The 24,591-nt window shown below is 69.7% G+C and carries 25 protein-coding genes; 16 read left to right on the top strand and 9 right to left on the bottom strand.

All coding sequences use genetic code 11. The features are described 5' to 3' along the window. Nucleotides 1-168: 168 nt before the first annotated feature. From HNR01_RS11945 to rpoZ, 4 genes are all read right to left on the bottom strand, one after another. A complete protein-coding gene (locus tag HNR01_RS11945) occupies nucleotides 169-825 on the bottom strand; it encodes a LabA-like NYN domain-containing protein (RefSeq protein WP_017486438.1) in 657 nt (218 codons plus the stop codon). A gap of 519 nt (nucleotides 826-1,344) precedes the next feature. After that, nucleotides 1,345-1,935, bottom strand: a complete 591-nt coding sequence (pyrE, locus tag HNR01_RS11940; protein WP_026105817.1) for an orotate phosphoribosyltransferase — start codon at nucleotides 1,933-1,935, stop codon at nucleotides 1,345-1,347. A gap of 193 nt (nucleotides 1,936-2,128) precedes the next feature. Then, the gene (locus tag HNR01_RS11935) at nucleotides 2,129-4,360 is read right to left on the bottom strand and encodes a RelA/SpoT family protein (RefSeq protein WP_183667870.1); all 2,232 of its coding nucleotides are present in this window, start codon (nucleotides 4,358-4,360) and stop codon (nucleotides 2,129-2,131) included. Nucleotides 4,361-4,692: 332 nt separating this feature from the next. Beyond that, nucleotides 4,693-5,103 carry a DNA-directed RNA polymerase subunit omega gene (rpoZ, locus tag HNR01_RS11930; RefSeq protein ID WP_012455261.1) on the bottom strand — a complete coding sequence of 137 codons (411 nt, stop codon included), beginning with the start codon at nucleotides 5,101-5,103 and terminating at the stop codon, nucleotides 4,693-4,695. 205 nt (nucleotides 5,104-5,308) lie between these two features. Here rpoZ and HNR01_RS11925 point away from each other — a divergent pair, with 205 nt between their 5' ends. From HNR01_RS11925 to HNR01_RS11910, 4 genes are all read left to right on the top strand, one after another. Further along, nucleotides 5,309-5,875: a NifU family protein gene (locus HNR01_RS11925; protein WP_017486441.1), complete on the top strand. Its 567-nt coding sequence runs from the start codon at nucleotides 5,309-5,311 to the stop codon at nucleotides 5,873-5,875. A 176-nt stretch (nucleotides 5,876-6,051) separates the two neighbouring features. Further along, nucleotides 6,052-6,732, top strand: coding sequence for a tRNA (adenosine(37)-N6)-threonylcarbamoyltransferase complex dimerization subunit type 1 TsaB (gene tsaB, locus HNR01_RS11920; protein WP_183667869.1), 681 nt, complete (start codon nucleotides 6,052-6,054; stop codon nucleotides 6,730-6,732). After that, nucleotides 6,729-7,250, top strand: coding sequence for a GNAT family N-acetyltransferase (locus tag HNR01_RS11915; protein ID WP_017486443.1), 522 nt, complete (start codon nucleotides 6,729-6,731; stop codon nucleotides 7,248-7,250). Before tsaB ends, HNR01_RS11915 begins: the two co-directional genes overlap by 4 nt. A 25-nt stretch (nucleotides 7,251-7,275) precedes the next feature. Next, complete coding sequence (locus HNR01_RS11910) at nucleotides 7,276-8,154, top strand: lysophospholipid acyltransferase family protein (RefSeq protein ID WP_183667868.1); 879 nt, start codon at nucleotides 7,276-7,278, stop codon at nucleotides 8,152-8,154. A 4-nt stretch (nucleotides 8,155-8,158) separates the two neighbouring features. Here the strand turns inward: HNR01_RS11910 and HNR01_RS11905 are convergent, their stop codons facing one another. Further along, nucleotides 8,159-8,599, bottom strand: coding sequence for an MEKHLA domain-containing protein (locus HNR01_RS11905; protein WP_183667867.1), 441 nt, complete (start codon nucleotides 8,597-8,599; stop codon nucleotides 8,159-8,161). Nucleotides 8,600-8,718: 119 nt separating this feature from the next. On the opposite strand from HNR01_RS11905, the gene miaB reads away from it, so the two are divergent. From miaB to HNR01_RS11875, 6 genes are all read left to right on the top strand, one after another. Beyond that, complete coding sequence (gene miaB / locus HNR01_RS11900; protein WP_183667966.1) at nucleotides 8,719-10,059, top strand: tRNA (N6-isopentenyl adenosine(37)-C2)-methylthiotransferase MiaB; 1,341 nt, start codon at nucleotides 8,719-8,721, stop codon at nucleotides 10,057-10,059. A gap of 36 nt (nucleotides 10,060-10,095) precedes the next feature. Further along, a complete protein-coding gene (locus tag HNR01_RS11895) occupies nucleotides 10,096-11,202 on the top strand; it encodes a PhoH family protein (protein ID WP_017486447.1) in 1,107 nt (368 codons plus the stop codon). Between the two features lie 17 nt (nucleotides 11,203-11,219). Continuing rightward, on the top strand, nucleotides 11,220-11,705 hold the full coding sequence (gene ybeY, locus HNR01_RS11890) for an rRNA maturation RNase YbeY (RefSeq protein ID WP_153873471.1): 486 nt from the start codon (nucleotides 11,220-11,222) through the stop codon (nucleotides 11,703-11,705). 36 nt (nucleotides 11,706-11,741) lie between these two features. Continuing rightward, nucleotides 11,742-12,908, top strand: coding sequence for a hemolysin family protein (locus tag HNR01_RS11885; protein ID WP_183667866.1), 1,167 nt, complete (start codon nucleotides 11,742-11,744; stop codon nucleotides 12,906-12,908). A 27-nt stretch (nucleotides 12,909-12,935) separates the two neighbouring features. Next, entirely contained in the window at nucleotides 12,936-14,639 is a 1,704-nt protein-coding gene (lnt, locus tag HNR01_RS11880) for an apolipoprotein N-acyltransferase (RefSeq protein ID WP_183667865.1), read from the top strand. A gap of 239 nt (nucleotides 14,640-14,878) precedes the next feature. Continuing rightward, complete coding sequence (locus HNR01_RS11875; RefSeq protein ID WP_183667965.1) at nucleotides 14,879-15,604, top strand: BA14K family protein; 726 nt, start codon at nucleotides 14,879-14,881, stop codon at nucleotides 15,602-15,604. Between the two features lie 96 nt (nucleotides 15,605-15,700). On the opposite strand, the gene HNR01_RS11870 is transcribed toward HNR01_RS11875, so the two are convergent. Next, the gene (locus tag HNR01_RS11870) at nucleotides 15,701-17,290 is read right to left on the bottom strand and encodes a catalase (RefSeq protein ID WP_017486452.1); all 1,590 of its coding nucleotides are present in this window, start codon (nucleotides 17,288-17,290) and stop codon (nucleotides 15,701-15,703) included. A 147-nt stretch (nucleotides 17,291-17,437) separates the two neighbouring features. Here HNR01_RS11870 and HNR01_RS11865 point away from each other — a divergent pair, with 147 nt between their 5' ends. The 3 genes from HNR01_RS11865 to HNR01_RS11855 all read left to right on the top strand — a co-directional run bounded on the left by HNR01_RS11865 (nucleotide 17,438) and on the right by HNR01_RS11855 (nucleotide 19,892). Continuing rightward, nucleotides 17,438-18,376 (top strand): LysR substrate-binding domain-containing protein, encoded by a 939-nt coding sequence (locus HNR01_RS11865; RefSeq protein WP_183667964.1) that lies wholly within the window; start codon nucleotides 17,438-17,440, stop codon nucleotides 18,374-18,376. A 116-nt stretch (nucleotides 18,377-18,492) separates the two neighbouring features. Then, entirely contained in the window at nucleotides 18,493-19,551 is a 1,059-nt protein-coding gene (locus HNR01_RS11860) for an AbrB family protein (RefSeq protein WP_183667864.1), read from the top strand. Continuing rightward, a complete protein-coding gene (locus HNR01_RS11855) occupies nucleotides 19,548-19,892 on the top strand; it encodes a diacylglycerol kinase (protein ID WP_183667863.1) in 345 nt (114 codons plus the stop codon). The genes HNR01_RS11860 and HNR01_RS11855 overlap by 4 nt, the downstream gene beginning before the upstream one ends. Nucleotides 19,893-19,938: 46 nt before the next feature. Here the strand turns inward: HNR01_RS11855 and HNR01_RS11850 are convergent, their stop codons facing one another. Together HNR01_RS11850 and HNR01_RS27580 are read right to left on the bottom strand one after the other, a co-directional pair. Next, the gene (locus tag HNR01_RS11850) at nucleotides 19,939-20,136 is read right to left on the bottom strand and encodes a hypothetical protein (RefSeq protein WP_017486456.1); all 198 of its coding nucleotides are present in this window, start codon (nucleotides 20,134-20,136) and stop codon (nucleotides 19,939-19,941) included. Then, nucleotides 20,133-20,471: a hypothetical protein gene (locus HNR01_RS27580; RefSeq protein ID WP_246417484.1), complete on the bottom strand. Its 339-nt coding sequence runs from the start codon at nucleotides 20,469-20,471 to the stop codon at nucleotides 20,133-20,135. The genes HNR01_RS11850 and HNR01_RS27580 overlap by 4 nt, the downstream gene beginning before the upstream one ends. A gap of 136 nt (nucleotides 20,472-20,607) precedes the next feature. Here HNR01_RS27580 and HNR01_RS11840 point away from each other — a divergent pair, with 136 nt between their 5' ends. Further along, entirely contained in the window at nucleotides 20,608-21,165 is a 558-nt protein-coding gene (locus HNR01_RS11840) for a metallophosphoesterase (protein ID WP_183667862.1), read from the top strand. A 9-nt stretch (nucleotides 21,166-21,174) separates the two neighbouring features. Here the strand turns inward: HNR01_RS11840 and murI are convergent, their stop codons facing one another. Beyond that, nucleotides 21,175-22,050 (bottom strand): glutamate racemase, encoded by an 876-nt coding sequence (gene murI / locus HNR01_RS11835; RefSeq protein ID WP_183667963.1) that lies wholly within the window; start codon nucleotides 22,048-22,050, stop codon nucleotides 21,175-21,177. 210 nt (nucleotides 22,051-22,260) lie between these two features. Here murI and egtB point away from each other — a divergent pair, with 210 nt between their 5' ends. Both egtB and egtD read left to right on the top strand, forming a co-directional pair. Then, complete coding sequence (egtB, locus tag HNR01_RS11830) at nucleotides 22,261-23,523, top strand: ergothioneine biosynthesis protein EgtB (RefSeq protein WP_183667861.1); 1,263 nt, start codon at nucleotides 22,261-22,263, stop codon at nucleotides 23,521-23,523. A gap of 44 nt (nucleotides 23,524-23,567) precedes the next feature. Beyond that, nucleotides 23,568-24,545: an L-histidine N(alpha)-methyltransferase gene (gene egtD / locus HNR01_RS11825; RefSeq protein WP_183667860.1), complete on the top strand. Its 978-nt coding sequence runs from the start codon at nucleotides 23,568-23,570 to the stop codon at nucleotides 24,543-24,545. Nucleotides 24,546-24,591 lie beyond the last annotated feature (46 nt).

Below are 24,591 nucleotides of genomic sequence, written 5' to 3'. Positions count from 1 at the left end.
GTTCGGCGGAGACTCGAGCCGGGCCCACCGTCACCGCGAACGCATGCGAAGCGCTCCCGGGGTGCGCCCCTTCCGGATGGGGCGGCGTCCTGGATTGCCACGGCCCTGCCTCGCGATGACGGTGAGGGTCATTCTCCCGTCATCGCGATTTGAGGAGCGGTACTGCGCTCAGCCTTCCGATTCTTCGTCGGCCGGACCGGGACGGATGCCGTAGCGGCTCTCGAGGCCCGGATTGGCGCGGGGCGCGCGCTCGGCGAATTCCCGGCGCGGACCGTCGCCGGCGGGGCGTGCGGGGCGCTCGCTCGGGTCACGGCCGATCCGGTTGGCGAGATGGGCGAGATCGACGAACTCGTCGGCCTGACGGCGCAGGTCGTCGGCGATCATCGCCGGCTGGGTCTGGATCGTCGAGACCACGGAGACGCGGACGCCGCGGCGCTGGATCGCCTCCACCAGCGAGCGGAAATCGCCGTCGCCGGAGAACAGAACCATGTGATCGATGTACGGAGCGAGTTCGAGCGCGTCGATCGCCAGCTCGATGTCCATGTTGCCCTTGATCTTGCGGCGGCCGGCCGAGTCGGTGAACTCCTTCACCGGCTTCGTGACGACGCGGTATCCGTTGTAATCAAGCCAGTCGATCAGGGGACGGATCGAGGAGTATTCCTGATCCTCGATCATCGCCGTGTAGTAGAAAGCTCGAATGAGATTATCGCGACTCTGAAAATCTTTGAGCAGACGCTTGTAATCGATGTCGAAACCGAGCGCCTTCGTGGTCGCGTAGAGATTTGCACCGTCGATGAAAATCGCGGTCCTTTGTTTATCACTCATTGATCGATCCGTGTGCTGGAGCTGAAAGTCATTTTTCTAGAAATGCGGGCATGAACGCAGTACAGAAAAACGCGGGGTCGATGCGCAGGTAAAGCCCGTCACCGCGCCTTTCCGATTGGCGGTCGTTTCCCAGTCCCGATACAGGCTGTTGCTCGAACAGATCGACGCGGGCGCCGGCAAATCGTGATGTCGGAGAGTTGCGGCGCTTAATCTGGTGCGAAGGGCACCGAATTAAGCGACCACCGTGGTGGCGGAGGGTGCAACCTCTGTCAAGCGCCAGAAGGAGTTAACACGGATCTTCGGTGCCGCTCGCCAAGATGTCGCGCCACAACCAAGGGAAATTCAAAAAATTCGCCCCTACACCAACAATTGTAAAACACCGTGCGTATCGGATCAGATCGGAAGAATAATTACCTGAAGTTGCCACAGCAGCCAAAGTAATGCGGTTCATCTTAGCGGAATCTTCCGCGACTTCCGGTGCAGCCTAGGAACCTCTACCGTCCGGCGGACGACCTTCCGTCAAGGCGCCGATATCGCCCGGCTGCCCGGCTTGACCGCGGGGAGGGCGGCGAGTTCCGGGGGGAGAGCGTCGGGGGAATAGGTCGGGATATCGAGGGTGACGAGGGAGACGAGCGGCAGCCCGATCTCGCCGCGTCCGCCGGAGCGATCGATCAGGCAGGCCGCGCCGACCACCTCCCCAGCCTCGTCTTTCAGGGAGGCGAGGCATTCGCGGGCCGAGAGGCCGGTCGTCACGATGTCCTCGACGATGACGGCGCGGGCGCCCGCTGGGATCGAGAAGCCGCGGCGCAGGGTGAAGGGGCCGCCCGGGTCGCGCTCGACGAAGATCGCCTTGGCGCCGAGATGGCGGGCGGTCTCGTAACCGGGAATGATGCCGCCGATGGCCGGCGAGACCACGATGTCGATCCGGCCGAACTGCCTCGTGATCACCTCCGCGAGCGCGCGGCACAACCGCTCGGTCCGCGCGGGATCGGAAAAGATCGTCATCTTCTGCAGGAAGGTCGGCGAGCGCAGCCCGGAGCTGAGGATGAAGTGCCCCTGCAGCAGCGCACCCGCCGAACGAAATTCTTCGAGAACGTCTTCCGGTGTCATGACCATCCGCTCGCCAACCCGTCTCCCGCCGCTTTTTGCAGCGACGCGCGCGGGGCGCAAGCCGAGCGCGAACGCCTGGGTTCGAGGACCCGCTTCGCCTTACCGTCCGCTCGCGCGGTGCAGGGCTTCCCGCGACCGGCGGGCGGGGGATCGGCCGAACCGGAGAGGGGCGGCCAGCCTCCGCTTCGAGGCTCTAACCGTTCACCCGCTCGACTCGGCTGACTGAGCGCTTGCCGCGCAGATCCGCGACGATGGCGGTGAGGTGTTTCAAGTCCGGCACCGAGAGATCGATCGCGATATCGGTGAAGTCCTGCGTGCGCCGCTTCATCGAGACGTTGTCGATGTTGCCGTCGTGCTCGGCGATCACCTGGGCGATCTGCGCCAGCGTGCCCGGCTCGTTGATCGACTCGAGCGCGAGCTTGGCGGGGAAGCGTTCCTGCGAACCCTCGACGTCCCAGCGCACGTCGAGCCAGCGCTCGGGCTCGTTGTCGAAGGCGGCCAGCGCCGCCGACTGGATCGGATAGATCGTCACGCCGACGCCGGGGGTGAGGATGCCGACGATGCGGTCCCCCGGCAGGGCGCCGCCGTTCGGAGCGAAGCTCACCGGCAGATCACCGGCCAGACCGCGGATCGGGATACTGCCCGGACTTGCCGCCCCATCCGGCTCCCCCGAGAAGGTCAGCCGCATGGTCTGATCCTTGGAACGGGTGAGCCGCCCCGCGGCCCCGGTGGCCGCCGGACCGCCGCTCGCGCCGGCGCGGCGCTCGTCCTTGAAATCGGGATAGACCGCCTTGACCACGTCCCCGGAAAACATCTCGCCGCGCCCGACGGCGGCGAAGACGTCTTCGGTCGAGGCGCGGGCGAGCCGGGGCAGGGCGCCGCGCAGCTTCTCCTCCGAGAAGCTCTTGCCGGCCCGCTCGAAGGCGCGGTCGAGGATCTGGCGGCCCAGCCCGGCATATTGCCGCCGCACCGCGGCGCGGGTCGCCCGGCGGATCGCGGCGCGGGCCTTGCCGGTGACGACGAGCGATTCCCAGGCGGCCGGCGGCGAGGCGCCGTCGGAGCGGGCGATCTCGACCTCGTCGCCGTTGGCGAGTTCGTGCAGCAGGGGGGCGAGGCGCCCGTTGATCTTGGCGCCGACTGCCGTGTTGCCGACATCGGTGTGGACGGCATAGGCGAAATCGATCGGCGTGGCGCCGCGCGGCAGGGCGATCAGGCGGCCCTTCGGCGTGAAGCAGAACACTTGGTCCTGGAACAGCTCCAGCTTGGTGTGCTCCAGAAACTCCTCCGGCGAGTCTCCCTCGGCCAGGAGCTCGATGGTCCGGCGCAGCCATTGGTAGGCGCCGCTCTCGGTGGCGAGCCGCGGATGGACCTCGCCCTCCGCGCCCTCCTTGGCCGCCTCCTTGTAGTGCGCGTGGGCGGCGATGCCGTATTCGGCGATCTCGTCCATCTCGGCGGTGCGGATCTGGAGCTCGACGCGCTGGCGTTTCGGCCCGATCACCGTGGTGTGGATCGAGCGGTAATCGTTCTGCTTGGGCGTCGAGACGTAGTCCTTGTAGCGGCCCGGCACCATCGGCCAGCTGGTGTGGACCACGCCGAGCGCGGCGTAGCAATCCGCCACCGTGCCGACGATCACGCGGAAGCCGACGATATCGGAGAGCTGCTCGAAGGCGACCGACTTGCGCTCCATCTTCGACCAGATCGAGAACGGCTTCTTCAGCCGCCCCTTCACCTGAGCCGTGATGCCGCGCGCGGCGAGCCGTGCGGTGAGATCGTGCTCGATGCTCTCGATGACGCTGCCGGATTTCGCCGAAAGGTCTTCGAGCCGCTTGGTGATGGTGGCGTAGATCTCGGGCTTGAGGGTGCGGAAGGAGAGGTCTTCCAGCTCGTCGCGCAACTCCTGCATACCCATGCGGCCGGCGAGCGGCGCGTAGATGTCGAGGGTCTCCTCGGCGATCCGCGCCCGCTTGTCGTCGCGCATGAAGTGGAGCGTGCGCATGTTGTGCAGGCGGTCGGCGAGCTTGACCAGCAGCACCCGCACGTCCTCGGCCACCGCGAGGAGCAGTTTCCGGAAATTCTCGCCCTGCACCGCCCGCTTCGAGACGAGGTCGAGGCGCTTGAGCTTGGTCAGCCCGTCGACCAGCGCGCCGATCTCCGGCCCGAAGATCTCGCGGATCTCGTCGAGGGTGGCCGCGGTGTCCTCGACCGTGTCGTGCAGGACGGCGGCGACGATGGTCGCGTCGTCGAGGCGCAGGTCGGTGAGAATCGCGGCGACTTCGAGGGGATGGGCGAAGAACGGATCGCCCGAGGCGCGCTTCTGCGTGCCGTGCGCGCGCATGGCGTAGACGTAGGCGCGGTTCAGAAGCGCTTCGTTCGCGGCCGGGTTGTAGCGTTTGACCCGCTCCACGAGTTCGTACTGGCGCATCATCCGCCGAAGGATCCTGCTCTGATTGTATCGGAAGCCCGGCCGGGACCGGCCACGGTCGTCGCGCGACAGCTTCCCGCATCGGCGCCGTTTACGCCAGACCCAAGGCGTCGCAGACGGAGCGTAACTGTTTCCCTTGTCCTGCACCGGCTGCAGGACGGGCTCCGTCCCACGTGGCGAACATCGCTTCCGGAACCAGGGACGAGAGCTTCGTTCGAGCGTCCTTCCTGTCCGAGGTCCGCAAACCGCCCTTCGCGACGATGCCGGAGACGAGAACGCCCGCCGCTCGGGATCGAGGGCGGGCGCGAAACGCGGACTCGGCTGCGAGGGAGGGCTTACTCGCCCTCGTCGTCGGTCTCCGTCGGCGGCGCCAGGTTCTCCAGGCCGCGCAGAAGATCTTCCTCGCTCATGCGGTCGAACTGCACGTCCTTGTCGTCGGACGACGACTGGGGCGCCACCGCCGCCGCGGCGGGCGAGCTCGACAGCAGCGGCACGGTCTCGGCCTCCGGCTCGTCAACTTCGACGTATTTCTGCATCGAGTGGATGAGCTGCTCCTTGAGATCTTCGGCCGTGATGGTCTCGTCGCCGATCTCGCGCAGGGCCACGACCGGATTCTTGTCGCGGTCGCGCTCGACGGTCAGAGGGGCACCGGCAGCGAGCAGGCGCGCGCGGTGGCTGGCGAGCAGGACCAGCTCGAAGCGGTTCTCGACCTTCTCGATGCAGTCTTCGACGGTGACGCGAGCCATGCGAGGCGGCTCCTTCCTCAGGCGCGGATACGAACGATATGCGTGATGAACGGGCTTCCTACACCGGATGCCGCCGCGCAACAAGTCGCGGGACAGGTTGAGAATCCGTCCCTTCCGGTCCACATGGAAAGCGGTGCCGGCTGATCCCGGCGCCGCTTCCCGGCCGGCCTTGAACCGGCGCCAGCGGATCCGAGGACTTTCCGACATGTTCATCCAGACCGAAGCCACGCCGAATCCCGCCACGCTCAAGTTCCTGCCCGGCCGCGTGGTGCTGCCCGAGGGCACCTTCGAGGCCCGCGACGCGGCCGGCGCCGAGCGCTCGCCCCTCGCCACCGCCCTGTTCGCGGTGCCCGGCGTCTCCGGCGTCTATTTCGGGCACGACTTCATCTCGGTGACCAAGGCCGACGGCGTGAACGAGTGGCCGCAGGTGAAGCCGGCGGTGCTCGGCGCGATCATGGACCACTTCCAGTCCGGCCGCCCGGTGCTCGCCGAGGGTACGGCGCTGGCCGAGGACGACACCGAGGAATTCTACGACGAGGCCGATCACGACACCGTCGCCACCATCAAGGACCTGCTCGAGACGCGGGTACGCCCGGCGGTGGCGGGCGATGGCGGCGACATCACCTTCCGCGGCTATCGCGACGGAATCGTCTATCTCGAGATGAAGGGCGCCTGCTCGGGCTGCCCGTCTTCCACCGCGACCCTGCGCCAGGGCGTGCAGAACCTGTTCCGCCACTTCCTGCCCTCGGTGCGGGAAGTGCAGGCGATCTGAGCCATACAGTGTGATCCTGGCGATGTGACCCCGGCGCCGGCCCCGCTGGCGCCGGTGCAACACCGACCCGCTTCCTGGGGAGCCCGGCGGCGGATGCGCTGACGCGCGGAAACATTTCGTCCTAAACTGTACCCGATGGCGGGCGCCTGTGGCCCGCCGCCGGATGGAATCGACGTTTGCGGATCCTTGCCATCGATACGGCGCTCGAAGCCTGCGCGGCTTGCGTGGCCACCGACGACAGCGACGACCTGCTCGCCGAAGAGTCGATGCCGCTCGTGCGCGGCCACGCCGAGGCGCTTCTGCCGCTGATCGAGCGGGTCATGGCCCGGGTCGAGGGCGGCTTCGAGGCACTCGACCGGGTCGCGGTCACGGTCGGGCCGGGCAGCTATACCGGCCTGCGCGTCGGCCTCTCCGCCGCCCGTGCCATCGGGCTCGCCGCGGGCATCCCCGTCGTCGGCGTCACGACCCTGTCCGCCCTGCTGGCTCCCCAGCTCGCGCTCAACGGCGAGGACGCGGTCGTCGCCGCGATCGACGCGCGCCACGGCGCGGTCTACCTCCAGGCCATGAGCGTGACCGAGGGTACGGTGATCCCGCCCCGCCACGTCGCCCTGGAGGAGGCGGTCGGCCTGCTCGGCGGCAGGCGGGCGATCCTCACCGGCTCCGGCGCGCCCGCCCTCGCCGCGGCGGCGGGCGCGGCCGGCCTCGCGGTCGAGGTCGCCGAGACGGGTGCGCCGCAGATCGCCTGGGTCGCCTCGCTCGGGCTCGTGGCCGATCCGGATCAGGCGCTGCCGCGCCCCCTCTACCTGCGCGGGCCGGATGCCCAGCCGCAGGACCATGCGAGGCTCGCAAGGGCATGACGCGGACCGTCTCCCCGTTCTGGCCGCTCGATTGGTGGTCCGCGTGGTGGGATGCCTGGGGCTCCGTGCCCTACGTCGCGCCGCTCAGGGATGCGGGTCAGGCAGCCGATCTGGAGAGGCTGCACGCCACCGCCTTCGCCCGCCCCTGGGCCGCCCACGAATTCGAGCGGATGCTGTGCGAGCGCTCCACCGAGGCGCACGCCCTGCGCCGGGGCAACGCGCTGCTCGGCTTCGTGCTCTCGCGCAAGGCCGTCGACGAGGCGGAGATCCTCACCATCGTGCTGGCGCCCTCCGCCCGCGGCGGCGGCCACAGCCACCGGCTCCTGCGCGAGCACCTGACGGCCCTGACCTTCGCCGGCATCCGCACCGTCCATCTCGAGGTCGATGAGGGAAATAAGCCGGCCCTGAAGCTCTATGCCCGCCACGGCTTTCACAAGGTCGGCGAGCGCAAGGGTTACTACCCGCTGCCCGACGGCAGCCGGGCGACCGCGCTGACCATGAGCGCGACACTGTCGTGAGCGCGCGCGCGAGCACGGTCCGCCGATGACGCGCGCCGGCATCGGCCTGCGCCTGCTCGTTCAGGCCCTGGCCTTCGTGATCGTGATCGGGCCGCACTGGCTCAGCCTGCGCTTCGGGCGCGGGCGGCTCGCCGCGCATATCCCGGTGCTGTTCCACCGGCTGTTCCTGCGCCTGTTCTCGGTGCGGGTGACGCAGACGGGCACGCCACCGCCGCCGGGCGAGCCGGCCCTGGTTCTCGCCAACCACGTCTCCTGGCTCGATATCGTCGCGCTCGGCTCGCTGCGCCCGCTCTCCTTCGTGGCGAAATCCGAGATCGAGGGCTGGCCGCTGATCGGCCCGCTGGCCAAGCTCCAGCGCACCGTGTTCATCGAGCGGGCCAAGCGCGCGGCCACGGCCAGCGTCAACGCCACCGTCGGCCAGCGGCTCGCGGACGGCGAACTCATCGTGCTGTTCGCCGAGGGCACCACCGGCGACGGTCTGCGCCTCCTGCCGTTCCGCTCCTCCCTGGTCGGCGCCGCGCGCGCGGCGCTCGCCGCCGAGGCGGGCGGGCTCGCGCGCATCCGGCTCCAGCCGCTCGCCCTGGCCTATCCGCGCCGCAACGGCCTGCCCGTGACCCGCGCCGAGAGGCCGGAGATCGCCTGGTACGGCGACATGGATCTCGCGCCCCATCTCGCCCTGTTCGCCACCCGCGGTCCCATCGACGTCCATGTCGACTGGGGGGCGCCGATCGCTTTCGACGCCGCCACCGACCGCAAGGTGGCCACGGCCCAGGCCGAATCGGCCGTGCGCCGGGGCCTGCGCGAGATCCGCCTCGGCAACCCGCCATCCCGCCCGGCACCGGCCCTGCCCGAAGTGCCCGGGGAGAGCGCCGACGTTTCGGCACCCGGCATCGCCGCGGTATGAGCGCTCAGGCAGCCAGCGGAAAGGTCGCCGCCTGACCGTGGACGGTCCCGGCCTCGTCGACGAGCTGCCAGACGATGCCCTCGCTGACGGGGAAGCGCCGCCCGTCCCGCGCGACTCGGATCCCGCTATAGCCCGACACGAAACCGTCGCGGGCCACCGCATCGAGCAGGCGCTGCCGCTCGGCCCGTTCCGGCGCCTCCGCCGAGAGCCGCGACGGCATGCCGACGAACTCCTCCCAGGTGTAGCCGAAGGCCCGTTGCGCCGCCCGGTTGGCGTAGACGAAGAGCGGATCGGCGCTGGTGTCGTGCGCCAGCACCGCGAAGGGCGCCGATTCGTAGAGCCAGCCCGGCCCGGAATTGGGTTCAGGGAGGAGCGGGCGACCGACCAGGCGCTGGAAGCTGCCGGTCAGCAGGGCGAAGAAGCGAGGGTCGTCGGCAGGTCTCACGGGCGCGTCTTTCCGGCGATGTTCAAGAGAATCGTGTCGGAGTCCGAACCGTGATAAGGGGCCGAACCAAACGGACAGTCCTTTGAATGAGCCGCCCGCCGGCGGCAGGGTTTGCGACCTTGAAGAAAGCCTACGTCAAGTCCTACGGCTGCCAGATGAACGCCTACGACGCCGGCCGCATGGCCGACGTGCTGGCGGCCGAGGGCTACAGCGCGACGGACTCGGTCGAGGAGGCCGACGTCGTCGTCCTCAACACCTGCCACATCCGCGAGAAGGCCGCCGAGAAGGTCTATTCGGAACTCGGGCGCCTGCGCGTGCTCAAGGGCGAGCGCGCCGAGACGGGGCAGGATACCCGCATCGTGGTGGCGGGCTGCGTCGCCCAGGCCGAGGGTCGCGAGATCCTTTCGCGCGCGCCGGCGGTCGATGTGGTCGTGGGGCCTCAGAGCTATCACCGCCTGCCGGACCTGCTGCGCCAGTCGCGCGAGAGCCGCGTCGTCGACACGGAGTTTCCGGTCGAGGACAAGTTCGATCACCTGCCCGCCCGGCGCACCCGCGGCGTCACCGGCTTCCTCACGGTGCAGGAGGGCTGCGACAAGTTCTGCGCCTTCTGCGTCGTGCCCTATACCCGCGGCGCCGAGGTCTCGCGCTCGGTGGCGGCGGTGGTCGAGGAGGCGCGCCGCTTGGTCGAGGGCGGGGTGCGCGAGATCACGCTGATCGGCCAGAACGTGAACGCCTATCACGGCGATGGGTCGGACGGCGCGCCGGCGACGCTCGGGCACCTGATGGACGCGCTGGCCTCCGTGCCGGGCCTGCTTCGCCTGCGCTACACCACGAGCCACCCCAACGACTTCGCCGACGATCTCATCGCCGCGCACAGGGACAACCCGCTGGTGATGCCCTACCTGCACCTTCCGGTGCAGTCGGGCTCGGACCGCATCCTCCACGCCATGAACCGCCGCCACACCGGCGACGCCTACCGCCGCCTGATCGAGCGCATCCGGAACGCGCGGCCCGACATCGCCCTGTCCTCGGACTTCATCGTCGGCTTCCCCGGCGAGTCCGACGCCGACTTCGCCGAGACCATGCGGCTCGTCGGCGATATCGGCTTCGCCGCGGCCTTCTCGTTCAAGTACAGCCCGCGGGCCGGCACGCCGGCGGCGGAGCGCGAGGATGCGGTGCCGGAGGCGGTGAAGACCGAGCGGCTCGCCGCCCTGCAGCAGCTCCTCGACGCGCAGCGCCACGCCTTCAACGCGGCTTCGGTCGGCACGGTCGCCGAGATCCTGGTCGAGAAGACCGGCCGGCATCCGGGGCAGGTCGCGGGCAAGACGCCCCATCTGCAGGCGGTGCAGTTCGACGCGCCGGCCTCGACCATCGGCACTTTGGTGCCCGTCCGCATCACCCGTGCGGGCTCCAACAGCCTGTTCGGTGAGGCGCTGGAGGGTGCGGCCGCCGCCGCGTGACCTATATGAGGACGATCACCATCCCGGAATCCTCGCGTGCCGATTGACGTTGCGTCCGCCCGTGGCCCCGCCGGCCGCAACAACCGCCCATCCTCCGGGCGTCCGGGACTGGCCGAAACGGTCGAGGTCTCGCTGACCTTCGACGACAACCGGCTCGCCAGCCTCGTCTTCGGCCAGTACGACCAGAACGTCGCCCATATCGAGCGTCGGCTCGGCATCACCGGCACGGCGCTCGGCAACCATCTCGTCGTCAAGGGCACGCCGGAATCCGCCGAGAAGGCCCGGCGCGTGTTCGAGCGCCTCTACGCCCGGGTGCAGAAGGGCGGCACCACCCTCACGCTCGGCGACGTGGACGGGGTGATCCAAGAGGTGACGGTCCAGGGCAACCTGTTCCCCTCCGCCGAGATCACCGCCGATAACGGCCGCGAGCAGTTCGACCAGATCGCCACCCGCAAGCGCGGCGCCGTGCGCGCCCGCAACGCGGCGCAGAGCGACTACATCAAGCTGTTGCGGGCCAACGAACTCGTCTTCGCCGAAGGGCCCGCCGGCACCGGCAAGACCTGGCTCGCCGTGGGCCACGCCGTCTCGCTCCTGGAGCAGGGCCACGCCGAGCGCCTGATCCTGTCGCGCCCGGCGGTCGAGGCCGGCGAGCGGCTCGGCTTCCTTCCCGGCGACATGCGCGAGAAGGTCGATCCGTATCTCCGCCCGATCTACGACGCGCTCTACGACTTCATGGAGGCGCGTCACGTCGACCGCGGCCTGCAGACCGGCATCATCGAGATCGCCCCGCTCGCCTTCATGCGCGGGCGCACGCTGACCAACGCCGTGGTGCTGCTGGATGAAGCGCAGAACACCACCTCAATGCAGATGAAGATGTTCCTGACGCGTCTCGGCGAGAACTCGCGCATGATCATCACCGGCGATCCGAGCCAGATCGATCTGCCGCCGGGCCAGAAGTCCGGTCTCGTCGAGGCGGTGAACGTGCTCGACGGCGTCGAGGGCATCGGCCGCGTGCGCTTCCGTGATGTGGACGTGGTGCGCCACGACCTCGTGCGCCGGATCGTCACCGCCTACGAGGCCGCCGCCCACGGCGAGGCGGAGGCCGACCGCAACCCGAATCCGCGGCGCCGGCCGCTGGCCTGACCCTTCGCGCGACCAATATGAGCGACAACGAGATCGACATCGCCGTCGAGGATGCGCGCTGGGAACAGGCCGTCCCCGAACTGGAGGCGTTCACCCTCCGGGCCGTCGAGGCCGGGTTGGCCATCCTGCCCGATTCGGCCTCGGGCCCGGTCGAAGTGAGCGTCCTGCTCGCCGACGACGCCACCGTCCAGACCCTGAACCGGACATGGCGAAACAAGGATAAGCCCACCAACGTGCTGTCGTTTCCGGCCGCGGACGGCCCGATTCAGCCCGGCATGGCGCGCCCCTTGGGCGACGTGGTTCTTGCGTATGACACGCTCGTGCGCGAGAGTACCGAGCAGTCGAAGCCGTTCGAGCACCATTTCGCCCACCTCCTCGTCCATGGCACCCTTCACCTTCTCGGACAGGACCATGAGACCGGCGAGGCAGAGGCCGACGCCATGGAGGCGCTCGAGGTCGCCGCGCTCCGGACTCTCGGCATACCAAATCCCTACGAAGACTGACTCCCGGCACTCCCGCCGCATCCAACCCAGAGACCCATGACCAACGACCGAAGTCGCGGCGCGGCCCTGGCCGCGCCAGCCGCGGACGCCGAACCCCCTCAACGCGAGGCGTGGTACGATCGTCTGCTGAACGTCTTCCACCTGCGTCCGCGCGATTCCCTGCGCACCGATATCGAGGAGGCGCTGGCCGAGCCCGACACGGGCGAGGACGCCTTCTCGCCGCTCGAGCGGGCCATGCTCAAGAATGTGCTGGGCCTGCACAAGGTCCGGGTCGACGATGTGATGGTGCCCCGCGCCGACATCGTGGCCGTGGCCAGCGACACCAGCCTCGGCGACCTCCTGAAGCTGTTCCGCACCGCCGGGCATTCGCGTCTGCCGGTCTACGGCGAAACCCTCGACGATCCCCGCGGCATGGTCCACATCCGCGACTTCGTGGAATACCTCGCGACCCAGGCCGAGGCCGCGCCGCGCCGTCCGGTGCCGCAGGCGGTGGCCGATGGCGAGGGCAGGGGAGAGATCAAGCCCGCGCCGCGTCCGCGCCGTGCCGCCTCGGCCCGCGGCGCGCTGCGCGGCCTCGATCTCGGCAAGGTCGATCTGACCGCGACGCTGGCTTCGACCCGCATCCAGCGCCCGGTGCTGTTCGTGCCCCCCTCCATGCCGGCCATCGACCTGCTGGTGCGGATGCAGGCGACGCGCACCCACATGGCGCTGGTCATCGACGAGTACGGCGGCACCGACGGCCTGATCTCGATCGAGGATCTGATCGAGATGGTGGTCGGCGACATCGAGGACGAGCACGACGTGGCCGAGGGCCGGCTCGTCAACCGCATGGAGGGCGAGACGGAGGCGTATATCGCCGATGCCCGTGCCGGCCTCGCCGAGGTGTCGGAGGCCACCGGCCTCGATCTCGTCGCCGCCTTCGGGGAACTCGCGGCCGAGATCGACACGATCGGCGGCCTGATCGTGACCCTGGCCGGCCGGGTGCCGACCCGCGGCGAGCGGATCGCCGGTCCGGACGATATCGAGTTCGAGGTGCTCGACGCCGATCCCCGGCGGGTGAAGCGGATCAAGCTCCAGCGCGCGCCGGCCAAGATCGGCACCGTGGTGCCGCTCGCTCTGCCGCCACCGCGCCCGGCGCCGCACGCGCCCGAGGAAGCCGAGGTGGAAACGGGCACGGCTCAGACCGCCGAAGCCGGTCGTTAAGGACGGGACGGAACGAGGCGACAAGGCATGACCGCTCCGCTCGGCCGCGCGTCCGGCGCCGGGATGCGTCCGGCCGCGGCGCGGATCGGCCCGCTCGAGGCCGTCGCGCACCGCATCATCCTCAGCCAGGGCTGGGTGCGGCTGGCCATCGCCGTCGCGGCCGGTGCCTGCGGTGCCCTGGCCATGCCGCCCTACGGCCTGTTCCCGGCGCTCGTCGTGTCGCTCTCGGTCGCCGTCTGGCTGATCGACGGCGCGGCGGTCGGCGGCGCGGGCCGGCGCACGGTCCGCGCCTGTGCCGCCATCGGCTGGGCCTGGGGGTTCGGCTACTTCACCGCCGGCCTGTGGTGGCTCGGCGCCGCCTTCCTCGTGGAGGCAGACCAGTTCGCCTGGGCGCTGCCGCTGGGCGTGGTCGGCCTGCCGGCGGTGCTCGCCCTGTTCTCCGCCGCGGGCTTCGCCGTCGCCCGCCTGGTCTGGACGCGAGGGGCCGGGCGCATCGCGGCCCTCGCCTTCGGCCTCGCCGGCGCCGAGTGGCTGCGCGGGCACATCCTGACAGGCTTTCCCTGGAACACCCTGGGCATGGCACTGGGAGGCCATCTCTGGACCATGCAGGCGGCCTCGCTGGTCGGCCTCTACGGGTTGACCCTGCTCGCGGTGCTGATCGCCGCCGCGCCCGCCACCCTCGCCACGGGCGCGACGCCGCGAGACCGCTTCGGGCCGACGCTGGCGGCCGTCGCCGCCCTCGTGGGCCTTGCCGCCTACGGCGCGTGGCGCGTGCCCGCCGCGCCGGATCCGACGGTCGCGGGCGTGCGGCTGCGCTTGATCCAGCCCAACATCCCGCAGGACGACAAGTTCGGCTCCGCCAACCGCGAGCGCATCGTCGGCAAGTATCTCGAACTCAGCGACCGGGCGCTCTCGCCCGATCGAACGGGCATCGCCGACATCACGCACCTGATCTGGCCGGAATCGGCCTTTCCCTTCCTGATCCAGCGCGATCCGGAGGCACTGGGGCGGATCGGCGCGGCTTTGCCCGAGGGTAAGCAGCTCATCACCGGCGCCGCGCGGGTGCGCGAACTGCCCAACGGTGAGCGGCTGACACGCGAGAACGCCGTGTTCTTCAACGCGATCCTGACGATCGGCGCGGGCGGGCAATCCGGCGACACCTATGACAAGGTTCACCTCGTCCCCTTCGGCGAGTACCTGCCGGGTCCCCTCGACGGGCTGCTGCGGGCGCTCGGCCTGCGCCAGTTCATCTCCGTTCCCGGCGGTTTCACCGCAGGGGACCGCGCCGGCCAGCGCATCCTCAACGTTCCGGGCCTGCCGCCGGTCGCCGCCACGATCTGCTACGAGGCGATCTTTCCCGGTGCGATCCTGCCACCCGATCCGGCCGAGGGCGCGCCGGCCGTGCCGGGCCTCATCCTGAATCTCACCAACGACGCATGGTTCGGTGACACGCCCGGACCGCGCCAGCACTTCGCCCAGGCCCGGCTGCGGGCGGTGGAGGAGGGGGTGCCGCTGGTGCGCGACGCCAATTCCGGCATCTCGGCGGTGGTCGACGCCCATGGCCGGGTCGTGGCGAGCCTGCCGCTCGGCATCGAGGGCGTGCTGGACGCGGATCTTCCTGTGCGGCTGCCCGGCCGCACGCTCTACGCCGCCTACGGAGACGGGCCGTTCGCCCTCGGTCTCATCGCCTGCCTCCTCGCCGCGCTTGCCGCCCGGCGCCGCCGGGTATAGCGCGCCACCCGTTCCGGGGGCCGGCGGCCCCTTTCGGGACGATGCGATAGCGGGCCACGAGCCCCGACGCGGCCTCGAACGGCCCCGTAAGTGAGCCGTGACGGGTGCGAGAGAGCGCGACGTTCGGACAATCTTGGCCTTAGGATCAACGGCCGTCCCGCAGCGTTCTGTGTGTAAGGGCCCATTTTGCCGACCAATTCCGGCGCAGGCCATACTCACGATATGCTGAGGGAATGATGATCAAGCGGATATTCATGGCTTCGGCCGTCGTTGCGGGCGCGCTGGCCTATCTTCCGGCGAGTGCCGATGCACGGCCGATCGGCGTCGGGGGATCCGGCGGCCTCGGCGGCGGCAATTTCCGCAGCGCACTCGGAGCGGGCGGCGTGACCGGATTCGGCAATCCCGGCTTCCGCGGCGGTGGCCTGGGCGCAGGGGGTATCCGCCCCGGCGGTGGGTTTGCCGGCCGTCCGGGTTTTGGGGGTGGTGCCGGCATCGGTGGCGGTGGCTTTGCTGGCCGTCCGGGTCTCGGGGGTGGTGCCGGCATCGGTGGCGGTGGCTTCGCCGGCCGTCCGGGTTTCGGCGGAGTCCGACCGGGCTTCGGAGGCGGCGTTGCCGGCGTGCGGCCCGGCTACGGTAACCGTGGCTGGTATGGCGGCAACCGCTGGCGGAACGCCGGCTACTATCGCCGCGGATATGGCTATGGCGGCATCGGCCTCGGCTTGGGCCTCGGTCTCGCGGCCGGCAGCCTCTACGGCGCCTACGGCTATCCGGGCTATGGGTACGGCTATGGCTACGACGACGGCTACTACGCGCCCGCCGGCTACTACGGCACCGAGACGGTGACGACGGGGGTCGCGGCCGGTGACGACGAGGCGATCGCCGAGTGCGCCCGCCGCTTCAAGACCTACGATCCGCAGACCCAGACCTACATCGCCAAGCGCGGCGTGCGCCGCTCCTGCCCGTAACGGCCGGCGCCGGTTTCGGCGCCCGCCCTTCCCAAAAAGAAACCCCGCCCGACCTGACGGTCGGGCGGGGTTTTTCATGTCGGTGGGTAGCCGGCTTTACTCGGCGGCGACCTTCTGCGGGGCGTTGCCGCCCTCGGTGTAGGTCTCGGCCTGGAGGCGCTTGTGCGGGGCGGCGCGGCCCGGCAGCGGCGGCAGGGCCTTGGCCTTCTCCAGATCGATCCCGGCGCCCTCGGCGACGCGGCGGCCGTAATCCTCGTCGGCGTGCCAGAAGTGCCAGACCATCCGCAGCTGGATCGGCTCAGGGCACTGCTTCATGTCGGCCACGAGGTTGGCGATCAGGTCCTCGCGCTCCCAATCCTCGAAGGTCCGATAGCGGTGACCCGCCTGGGCGTAATCATCCTCGGTGCGCGAGGTCTGATAGCGGCCGAGACGCCCCTCCACCGGCTGGTGGTATTCGGTCTTCTTCGGCGCCTCGGCGAGACCCTCGCCGAGCGTCGAGGGCTCGTAGTTGATGTGCTTGTTGGCACCCGTGCCGTCGACGCCGTAGGTCATCTGGCCGTCGCGCTGGTTCGAGTAGACCTTCACGCCGGGCTGCGGCGCGTTGATCGGCAGCTGCAGGTAGTTCGCACCGACGCGGTAACGCTGTGTGTCCGAGTAGGACAGGGTCCGGCCCTGCAGCATCTTGTCGTCCGAGAAGTCGATGCCGTCGACGAGCACGCCCGTGCCGAAGGCCGACTGCTCCACTTCCGCGAAGAAGTTGTCCGGCACGCGGTCGAGCACCATGCGGCCGACCGGCAGCAGCGGGAACTGGTCCTCGGGCCAACGCTTCGTGTCGTCGAGCGGATCGAACGAGAGGTGGTCGTTCGGGCCGTCGGGCATGATCTGCACGCAGAATTCCCACTCGGGGAAGTTGCCGGCCTGGATGTTGTCGTAGAGGTCACGGGTGGCGTGGCCGACATCCTTGGCCTGGATCTCGGACGCCTGCTGCGAGGTCAGGTTCCGGACACCCTGCTTCGGCTGCCAGTGGAACTTGCAGAGCACCGCCTCGCCCTTGTCGTTGACGAGCTTGTACGTGTTGACGCCCGAGCCTTCCATCTCGCGGTAGTTGGCCGGGATGCCCCAAGGCGACTTCAGCCAGGTCACCATGTGGATCGACTCGGGGTGCTGCGCCACGAAGTCGAAGAAGCGCCACGCCTCCTGGCGGTTCGTCACCGGGTCCGGCTTGAACGCGTGGATCATGTCGGGGAACTTGATCGCGTCGCGGATGAAGAAGACCTTGAGGTTGTTGCCAACCAGGTCCCAGTTGCCCTCGACGGTCTTGAACTTGACGGCGAAGCCGCGCGGGTCGCGCTCGGTCTCGGGGCTCTCCTTGGCACCGGCCACGGTCGAGAAGCGCACGAACATCGGCGTCTTCACACCGGTCTCGTTGAGGACGCGGGCGCGGGTATACTTGGAGGCCGGCTCGTCGCCGATCTTGCCGTAGGCCTCGAACCAGCCGTGGGCGCCGGCGCCGCGGGCGTGAACCACGCGCTCCGGAATGCGCTCACGGTCGAAATGGGTGATCTTCTCGATGAACTGATAGTTCTCGAGCGTCGCCGGACCCCGCTCGCCGACCGTACGCGTGCTCTGGTTGTCCCGGACCGGATGGCCCTGGCGGGTCGTCAGAATCGGACGGTTCTCGCTCATGCGTCACTCTCTCCTTGGGAGGCAGGGGCTTCAGGGTGGATCGCTCGGGGCGTTTGCACAGCCTGGAACCATTCTGTTTCGACGGTATGACCCAGGCATGACCCATTGGCAAATGCATCGTCACAAAGATTGTGATAGATGGTGCCTATGAATCTTGCTGGATTGTCCCTGCGCGATCTCGAATACGTCGTGGCCGTCGCCGACGAGGGGCATTTCGGCCGGGCGGCCGAGCGCTGCAACGTGAGCCAGCCGACGCTCTCCGTGCAGGTCCGTAAACTGGAGAACGCGCTCGGGCTGACCTTGTTCGAACGATCCAACCGACGCGTGTTGCTGACGGTCGCCGGCCAGGGCATCGTTCGGCAGGCGCGCGTGGTGCTGGCCGAGGCGCAGCGCCTGCTGGCGCTCGCCGTCGAGGGACGCGGCTCGCCCCTGACCGGCCGGCTGGTTCTGGCCGCGATCCAAACGCTGGGCCCCTACTACTTCCCCCTGGTGCTGCGCCTCTTGCGTCAGGAATTTCCACTGCTGACGCTGGCGCTCAGCGAGGCACGCACCGCCGAGATCCTCGACGGCCTGCGCGACGGACGCATCGATGCGGCCCTGGTCTCGCTGCCGGTGGCGGCCTCGGGCCTCACGGTCTCGCCGCTCTTCGTGGAACCGTTCCGGCTGGCCTGCCCGGCAGACCACGTCTTCGCCCAAGGGGCTGCCCCAAGGGCGGAGAACCTGAGCGGGCCGGACCTGCTGCTGCTCGACGAAGGCAATTGCCTGCGCGACCAGACGATCGCCGCCTGCGGCACCCTGAGGGGCGCCGGCCGCCACGCGACGAGTCTGGAGACCCTGCGCTCGATGGTGGCGGCGGGCGCCGGCTACACCCTCATCCCGGCCCTCGCCGTCCCCTCGGGCCCCGATCCGAGCGGACTGACCGTCATGCGTCACTTCGAGGGAGAGGGGCCCGGCCGCACCGTCGCGCTGGCCTGGCGCTCCAGCGACCCCCGGTCGGGCGGCCTCGCGCATCTCGCCGCGTTCTTCCGGGCGCACGCCCCGGCCGGTACCGCCGCCTGCCGGGAGGACGAGGGGTATCGCGCCTGAGCGTCGGAGGGGGAGGGCCGGCGGCTGCGTCGCGGCCTCGTCGTGACAGGCCGGGCGAGAGCGTGTAGCGCGGGCCCCGCGCGGATCGTGTCGCGCGTCCTCCTGCATCCACGCCCTTGCCCGAGACCCGCACTCTCCTGCGCTGGACGGCGCTCCTCGCCGTCTCGGCCGCTCTCGCCTACGGCCTGAGCCGCGCGCATTTTCCCGCCGCCCTTCTTCTCGGGCCGATGCTGGCCGCGATCATCTTCGGCGTGCGCGGTGCCGGGCTGTCGCTGCCGCGCCCGCTCTTCCTGGCCGCCCAGGCGGTGATCGGCTGCCTCGTCGCCCGGTCCGCGACGACCGAGATCGCCGCGACCCTGCGCGCGGACGGCCTCATCATCCTCGCCGTCGTCGGCGTCACGGTGGTGGCCGGCGCGCTGACCGGGCTGGCCCTGACGCGGCTGCGGGTCCTGCCCGGCACCACCGCGGCCTGGGGATCCTCGCCGGGCGGCGCCGCCGCGATGGTCGCCATGGCCGAGGATTACGGCGCCGACCCGCGCCTCGTGGCGTTCATGCAGTATGTGCGCGTCGCCGCCGTGGTGCTCTCGGCCTCGCTCGCCGCGCGCCTCCTCGCCGACGTGACCGGCGCGGCGTCCTCCGGGGAAACGTGGAGCTGGGCCGGCGTCGCGGCGACCTGTGCGGTCGCAGCGGCCGGGTTCGGCCTCGCGAGCCTGCTGCGGCTGCCCTCCGCGCCCCTGATCGGACCGATGCTGCTCGGGGCCATCCTGCATGCCTCCGGGCTCCTCGATATCGCTCTGCCCGGCCCGGTTCTCGATGCCGCCTACGCGGCGATCGGCTGGTATGTCGGGCTGCGCTTCAACCGGCGGACCCTGGACGAGACGCTCCACGCTCTGCCGGGCGTTCTGGCCGCGACCGGCGCGATCATCCTCCTCTGCGGCATCTGGGCCTGGGCGCTGACCTACTGGCTGCCGATCGATTTCCTCACCGCCTTCCTGGCCACCAGTCCCGGCGGGCTCGATTCGGTGGCGATCATCGCCGTGGGTTCGAAGGCCGACGTGTCCTTCGTTCTCGCGGTGCAGACGCTGCGCCTGTTCGTGGTGCTGGCGACCGGTCCGATCCTCGCCAGATGGATCGCACGCGCGGTCCCCGCAGAGGCTCCGGGGGAGACGCCGTGATCGCGCTCTACCTCGCCTTCCTGAATTCCTGGCGCGGCCTCGTCCATGGCGGGCGTACGGAGCGGGCGGTGCGGCTCGAGCTCGTCCTGCTGGCGCTCGGCCTGCCCGTGGCGATCGTTCTCGGCGGCCATCTGTGGGTCCGGGTCGCGCTCATCGCCAGCCTGCTCCTGATGCTCGGAGCGGAACTTCTCAACACCGCCATCGAGAAGCTGTGCGATCACCTCCACCCCGGCCGGCACGACCGGATCGGCATCGTCAAGGATCTCGCGTCTGCGGGCGCGTTCCTGACCCAGGTCATCGCCGCCTTGGTCTGGGGCGCGGCGGTGATCGACCGCTTCTGAACCGAGGACCGGACCCGGCCGCGGGGATGATCCTGCCGCGCGGCGCTCAGCGGTCCTCCTGCTCGCTCCACACGACCCAGCCGCCGCCGAACAGCGTGGCGGCGATGACGACCCACAGGCCGGTCCGACCGATCGCGTCGATCAACCAGGCATGCACCGCCGACAGACTGAGCTTCATCAGGCAGTCCAGCACGCCGAGATAGAGAGCGAGCGCCAGGAGCGCGACGGCGAGAGGGCGGCTCATCGATCCTCCGTCTCTTTCCAAAGGGCCCAGGCCCCTGCGAACACCATGGCTCCGATCAGAAGCCGCATCCCGGTATGCCCGATCCGTTCCAGGAGCCAAGCATGGGCGGCGGACAGGCTCAGATCCAGCATCCATCCCCAGGCCGTCAGGATCACGGCAATGGCGACGACAATGAGGATTTTGGTCGAGACCGGCATGGCAGCCGCGCTACCACGTTTGAGGAGGTGCACCGAGCGACCCCGGTGACACTTCGCCCAGAGTCCTCGGAAAAATGATGCAGCGTTCGAGCCGCCCGCCGCGATTGCCGACCAAATGGCGCGCGAACGGTCGGTCAATCGGCATCATTGTACCTTCTGTTACGACCCGCCGCAGGATGCACGGCCGCGCGCGCCGCGTTGGGACCGGACGGGCGGGCGGGTGATCCGCCTCATCTCCGATCTCCGGGATGTCTCACAACTTCGTGAAGAACGCATGGCTACCTTCTTCATCGCCGACACGCATTTCGGCGACGCCCACCTCGTCGAGCGCCGACGACGCGGCTTCGCCTCGCTGGAGGCGCATGACGCGGCGCTGATCGAGCGCTGGAACGTGCGGGTCGGTGTGCAGGACGAGGTCTGGCATCTCGGCGACTTCGCGGCGCATGCGAGCCGCGAGCACTGCGCCGCCGTGTTCGCGCGGCTCAACGGCATCAAGCGGCTGGTGCGCGGCAACCACGACAGCAACCGCGTGCTCGATCTGCCCTGGGCCGAGCCGCCGGTGGAAAGCGCCCGGATCTCGGTGACGGATGGGGCGGGCCGGACCTGGCGGCTATTCCTGGCCCACTACGCCCACCGTGCCTGGCCGGGGTTGTGGCGCGAGACCCGGCACCTCTACGGCCACACCCACGCGACGCTGCCGGACACCACCCGCTCCTGCGACGTGGGCGTCGATGCCTGGGATTTCTCACCGGTGGCAATCGGCGAGATCGTCGCCCGACAGGATACGGCGACGCTGGTGCCGGAGGAACTGGCGCCGCGGGCGCAACGCTGACGGTTCGTCTCAATTCGCCGCGAGCGGCATCGACTCGACGAGCGTCTCGAAGAGACCCCGACGCTCCAGCGAGCGGCCGAGCGCCGGTGTCAGCCCGGCCCCGCCGGTGAACACGGCACGGGCGGGCGGCGCGTCGGGCGCCTGCGACGGCATCTCGCCGACAAGCTGGATCACCCGGCGGGCGATGGCCGGGGCGGGGTCGATCCACGTGACCGGCCAGGGGGCGAGGCGCTCGAAACGTGGCAGCAGCAGCGGGTAGTGGGTGCAGGAGAGGCACACGACATCGGTGCGCCGGCCGTCCGCCCCCTCCACGAAGCAGGGTTCGATCTCGGACAGGATCGCCGCGTCCGCGACCGGCTCGCCGGCCATCTCGGCCTCGGCGTAGCCCGCGAGATTCTTCGAGCCCACCAGCGTCACGGCGCAGTGCGCGGCGAAACTCCGGACGAGGTCGTGGGTATAGGACCGCGCCACGGTGCCCGGGGTCGCGAGCAGGGAGACGAGGCGCGTGCGGGTCAGCGCGGCGGCCGGCTTGATCGGCGGCACCACGCCGACGAACGGCGTGACGAAGCGCTGGCGCAGGGCCGGAAGCACCAGGGTCGAGGCGGTGTTGCAGGCGATCACCACGAGGTCGGGGGCGTGGCGCGCCAGCAGCCGTTCCATCACCGCGATCACCCGCGCGACCAGCCGCTCCTCGCTCAGCGCGCCGTAGGGAAAGGCCGCGTCGTCCGCCGCGTAGACGTAGGCCGCATCCGGCCGGGCCCGGCGCACCTGCTCCAGCACGGTGAGGCCGCCGAGACCCGAGTCGAAGACGAGGATGACCGGCTGAGAGTTCTGGGCCGGCATCGCCGCCGAAAGGGTCGCCCCTGCCATCAGATCGATCCGCATGACCGCCGCCTCAGGCTCGCGCATCCGTGGAAACCATGGGGCGGCGAGTGTCCGGCGGCGACGGTTAAGGACACCTCACTGCGGCTGCAAAAAGGCCGCGCTTCCACCGGGTGCGACAGGGGGTGCGGCGAACAGCTTGGCGGGTCCCGGCGTTGTCATGAGGCAAACGGCGTCTATTTGCGGAGCACAACGGAGGAAGAGATTCCAACAATGGCAGCCGGCGCAGCACGTCTCACCCAACCTGAGCGCAGCGCGGCCTTCCCGCCGCCCCCGCTCGACGCCCGCCCGATCGACCGGAACGCCTGGATCGCGGCCTTCCGCACCGTCCGCGACGAGACCGAGCGGCGCGCCGCCCCGCTCTCGCCGGAGGATCAGCAGATCCAGTCGATGGAGGATGCGAGCCCGACCAAGTGGCACCGGGCGCACACGACATGGTTCTTCGAGCAGTTCCTTCTGCGCGAGCACCTGCCGGGCTACGCCATCTACGACGAGCGCCTGCACTACCTTTTCAATTCCTACTATGTGCAGGCCGGTCCTCGGCAGCCGCGCTTCATGCGCGGCATGATCACCCGGCCGACCGCCGAGGAGACCGCCGCCTACCGCACCCATGTCGATCGCGCGGTGACGGTGTGGCTGCGCGAGACGCCCGACGCGGCGCTGGAGCGGGCGCTGCCGATCCTGGAGATCGGGCTCTACCACGAGCAGCAGCATCAGGAGCTGATGTTCACCGACATCCTTCACGCCTTCGCCCAGAACCCGCTCGATCCGGTTTACGACGCGGACTGGACGATGCCCAAGGCGCAGGCAGGCTCCGGCAAGGCTGCCCTTGAAAGAGGCATCACGCAGATCGGCCATGCGGGCGGAGGCTTCGCCTTCGACAACGAGAGCCCGCGCCACGACGTGCTGATGCTCGGCGGCGCCGTCGATCGCGGCCTCGTGACGAACCGGGACTGGCTCGCCTTCATGGAGGACGGCGGCTACGCGCGGCCCGAGCTGTGGCTCAACGAGGGCTGGATCTGGGTGCAGCGCGAGGGCTGGGCGGCACCGGGCTACTGGCAGCCCGACGCCGAGGGTTGGTCGATGATGTCGCTCGCCGGCCGCAAGGCCGTCGATCCGACGGAGCCCGTGACGCATGTCAGCTACTTCGAGGCCGACGCCTACGCACGCTGGGCCGGCCGCGACCTGCCGACGGAGGCCGAATGGGAGGTCGCGGCCCGCGAAGGCCTGATCGAGGACGCCTTCGGTCTCGTCTGGCAATGGACCCGCAGCGCCTACGGTCCCTATCCGGGCTACCGGCCGGTGCCGGGCGCGCTCGGAGAGTACAACGGCAAGTTCATGTCGAGCCAGTACGTGCTGCGCGGCTCCTCGGTGGCGACGCCGGACGGACACGCGCGACCCGGCTACCGCAACTTCTTCTACCCGCACCAGCGCTGGCAGTTCACCGGCCTGCGCCTCGCCGACGCGCGCCCCTGATCGCCCGTCCCGCTTCGATCAATCCGCCGCCTCGGAGAACGCCTTTGACGATCGATCCCCGCCTGAAGGAAACCAGTCCCGCCGAGCCGATCACGGAGAACGGCCTGTTCCTGGCCGATGTCTGGAGCGGGCTCGGCGCGAAGCCGAAGGCGCTGCCGGCCAAGTATTTCTACGATGCGGCCGGCTCCGCCCTGTTCGAGCAGATCACCGTCCTGCCGGAATACTACCCGACCCGCACCGAGCTCGGCATCCTCGACGCGCGCGGTCCCGAGATCGCCGCGCTGCTGCCGGAGGGGGCCGCCCTCGTTGAATTCGGAAGCGGCTCGACCGCCAAGCTGCGGCGCCTGCTGCGGCACCTGCCGGGGCTTTCGGCCTATCTCCCGGTCGACGTCTCGGGCGAATTCCTGCGCGGGCAGGCGGAGGCGCTGCGCGGCGACTTCCCCGACCTCGCCGTCGAGCCGGTGGTGGCCGATTTCACCCGGCCTTTCACCCTGCCGAAGGACTTCGAGGGCCGGGCGCTCGCCGGCTTCTTTCCCGGCTCGACCATCGGCAATTTCGAGCCCGGCGAGGCGGCCCGCCTCCTCGACGTGTTCGGGCGCATCCTCGGCGCGGGCGCGACGCTGGTGCTCGGCGTCGATCTCGTCAAGGACCGAGCTGTACTCGAGGCGGCCTACGACGATGCGGCCGGGGTCACGGCGGCGTTCAACCTGAACCTGCTGGCCCGCATCAACCGCGAACTCGATGGCGAGATCGGCCTCGACGCCTTCGCCCACCGGGCCTTCTTCAACGAGGCGGCCTCGCGGATCGAGATGCATCTCGTCAGCCGCCGGGCGCAGACCGTGCGCGTGGCCGGGCGCAGCTTCGCCTTCGCGGAGGGCGAATCGATCCACACCGAGAACAGCTACAAGTACACGCTCGACGGATTCAGAGCGCTCGCGGCCCGCGCCGGCTGGATGCCGGTGGAGGCTTGGACCGATGCGAACGGACTGTTCTCGGTCCACGCCCTGCGCCGGCAGGGATAGCCCTGCGATCCTGTCGGAGCGGTCAGGCCGGTCTTCGGCAGGACCG

It is taken from the genome of Methylorubrum rhodesianum, assembly GCF_014199985.1.
Lineage (GTDB): Bacteria > Pseudomonadota > Alphaproteobacteria > Rhizobiales > Beijerinckiaceae > Methylobacterium > Methylobacterium rhodesianum.
Note: the sequence above shows the minus strand (reverse complement) of the source record. Positions and strands in the feature narration are given on the sequence as shown.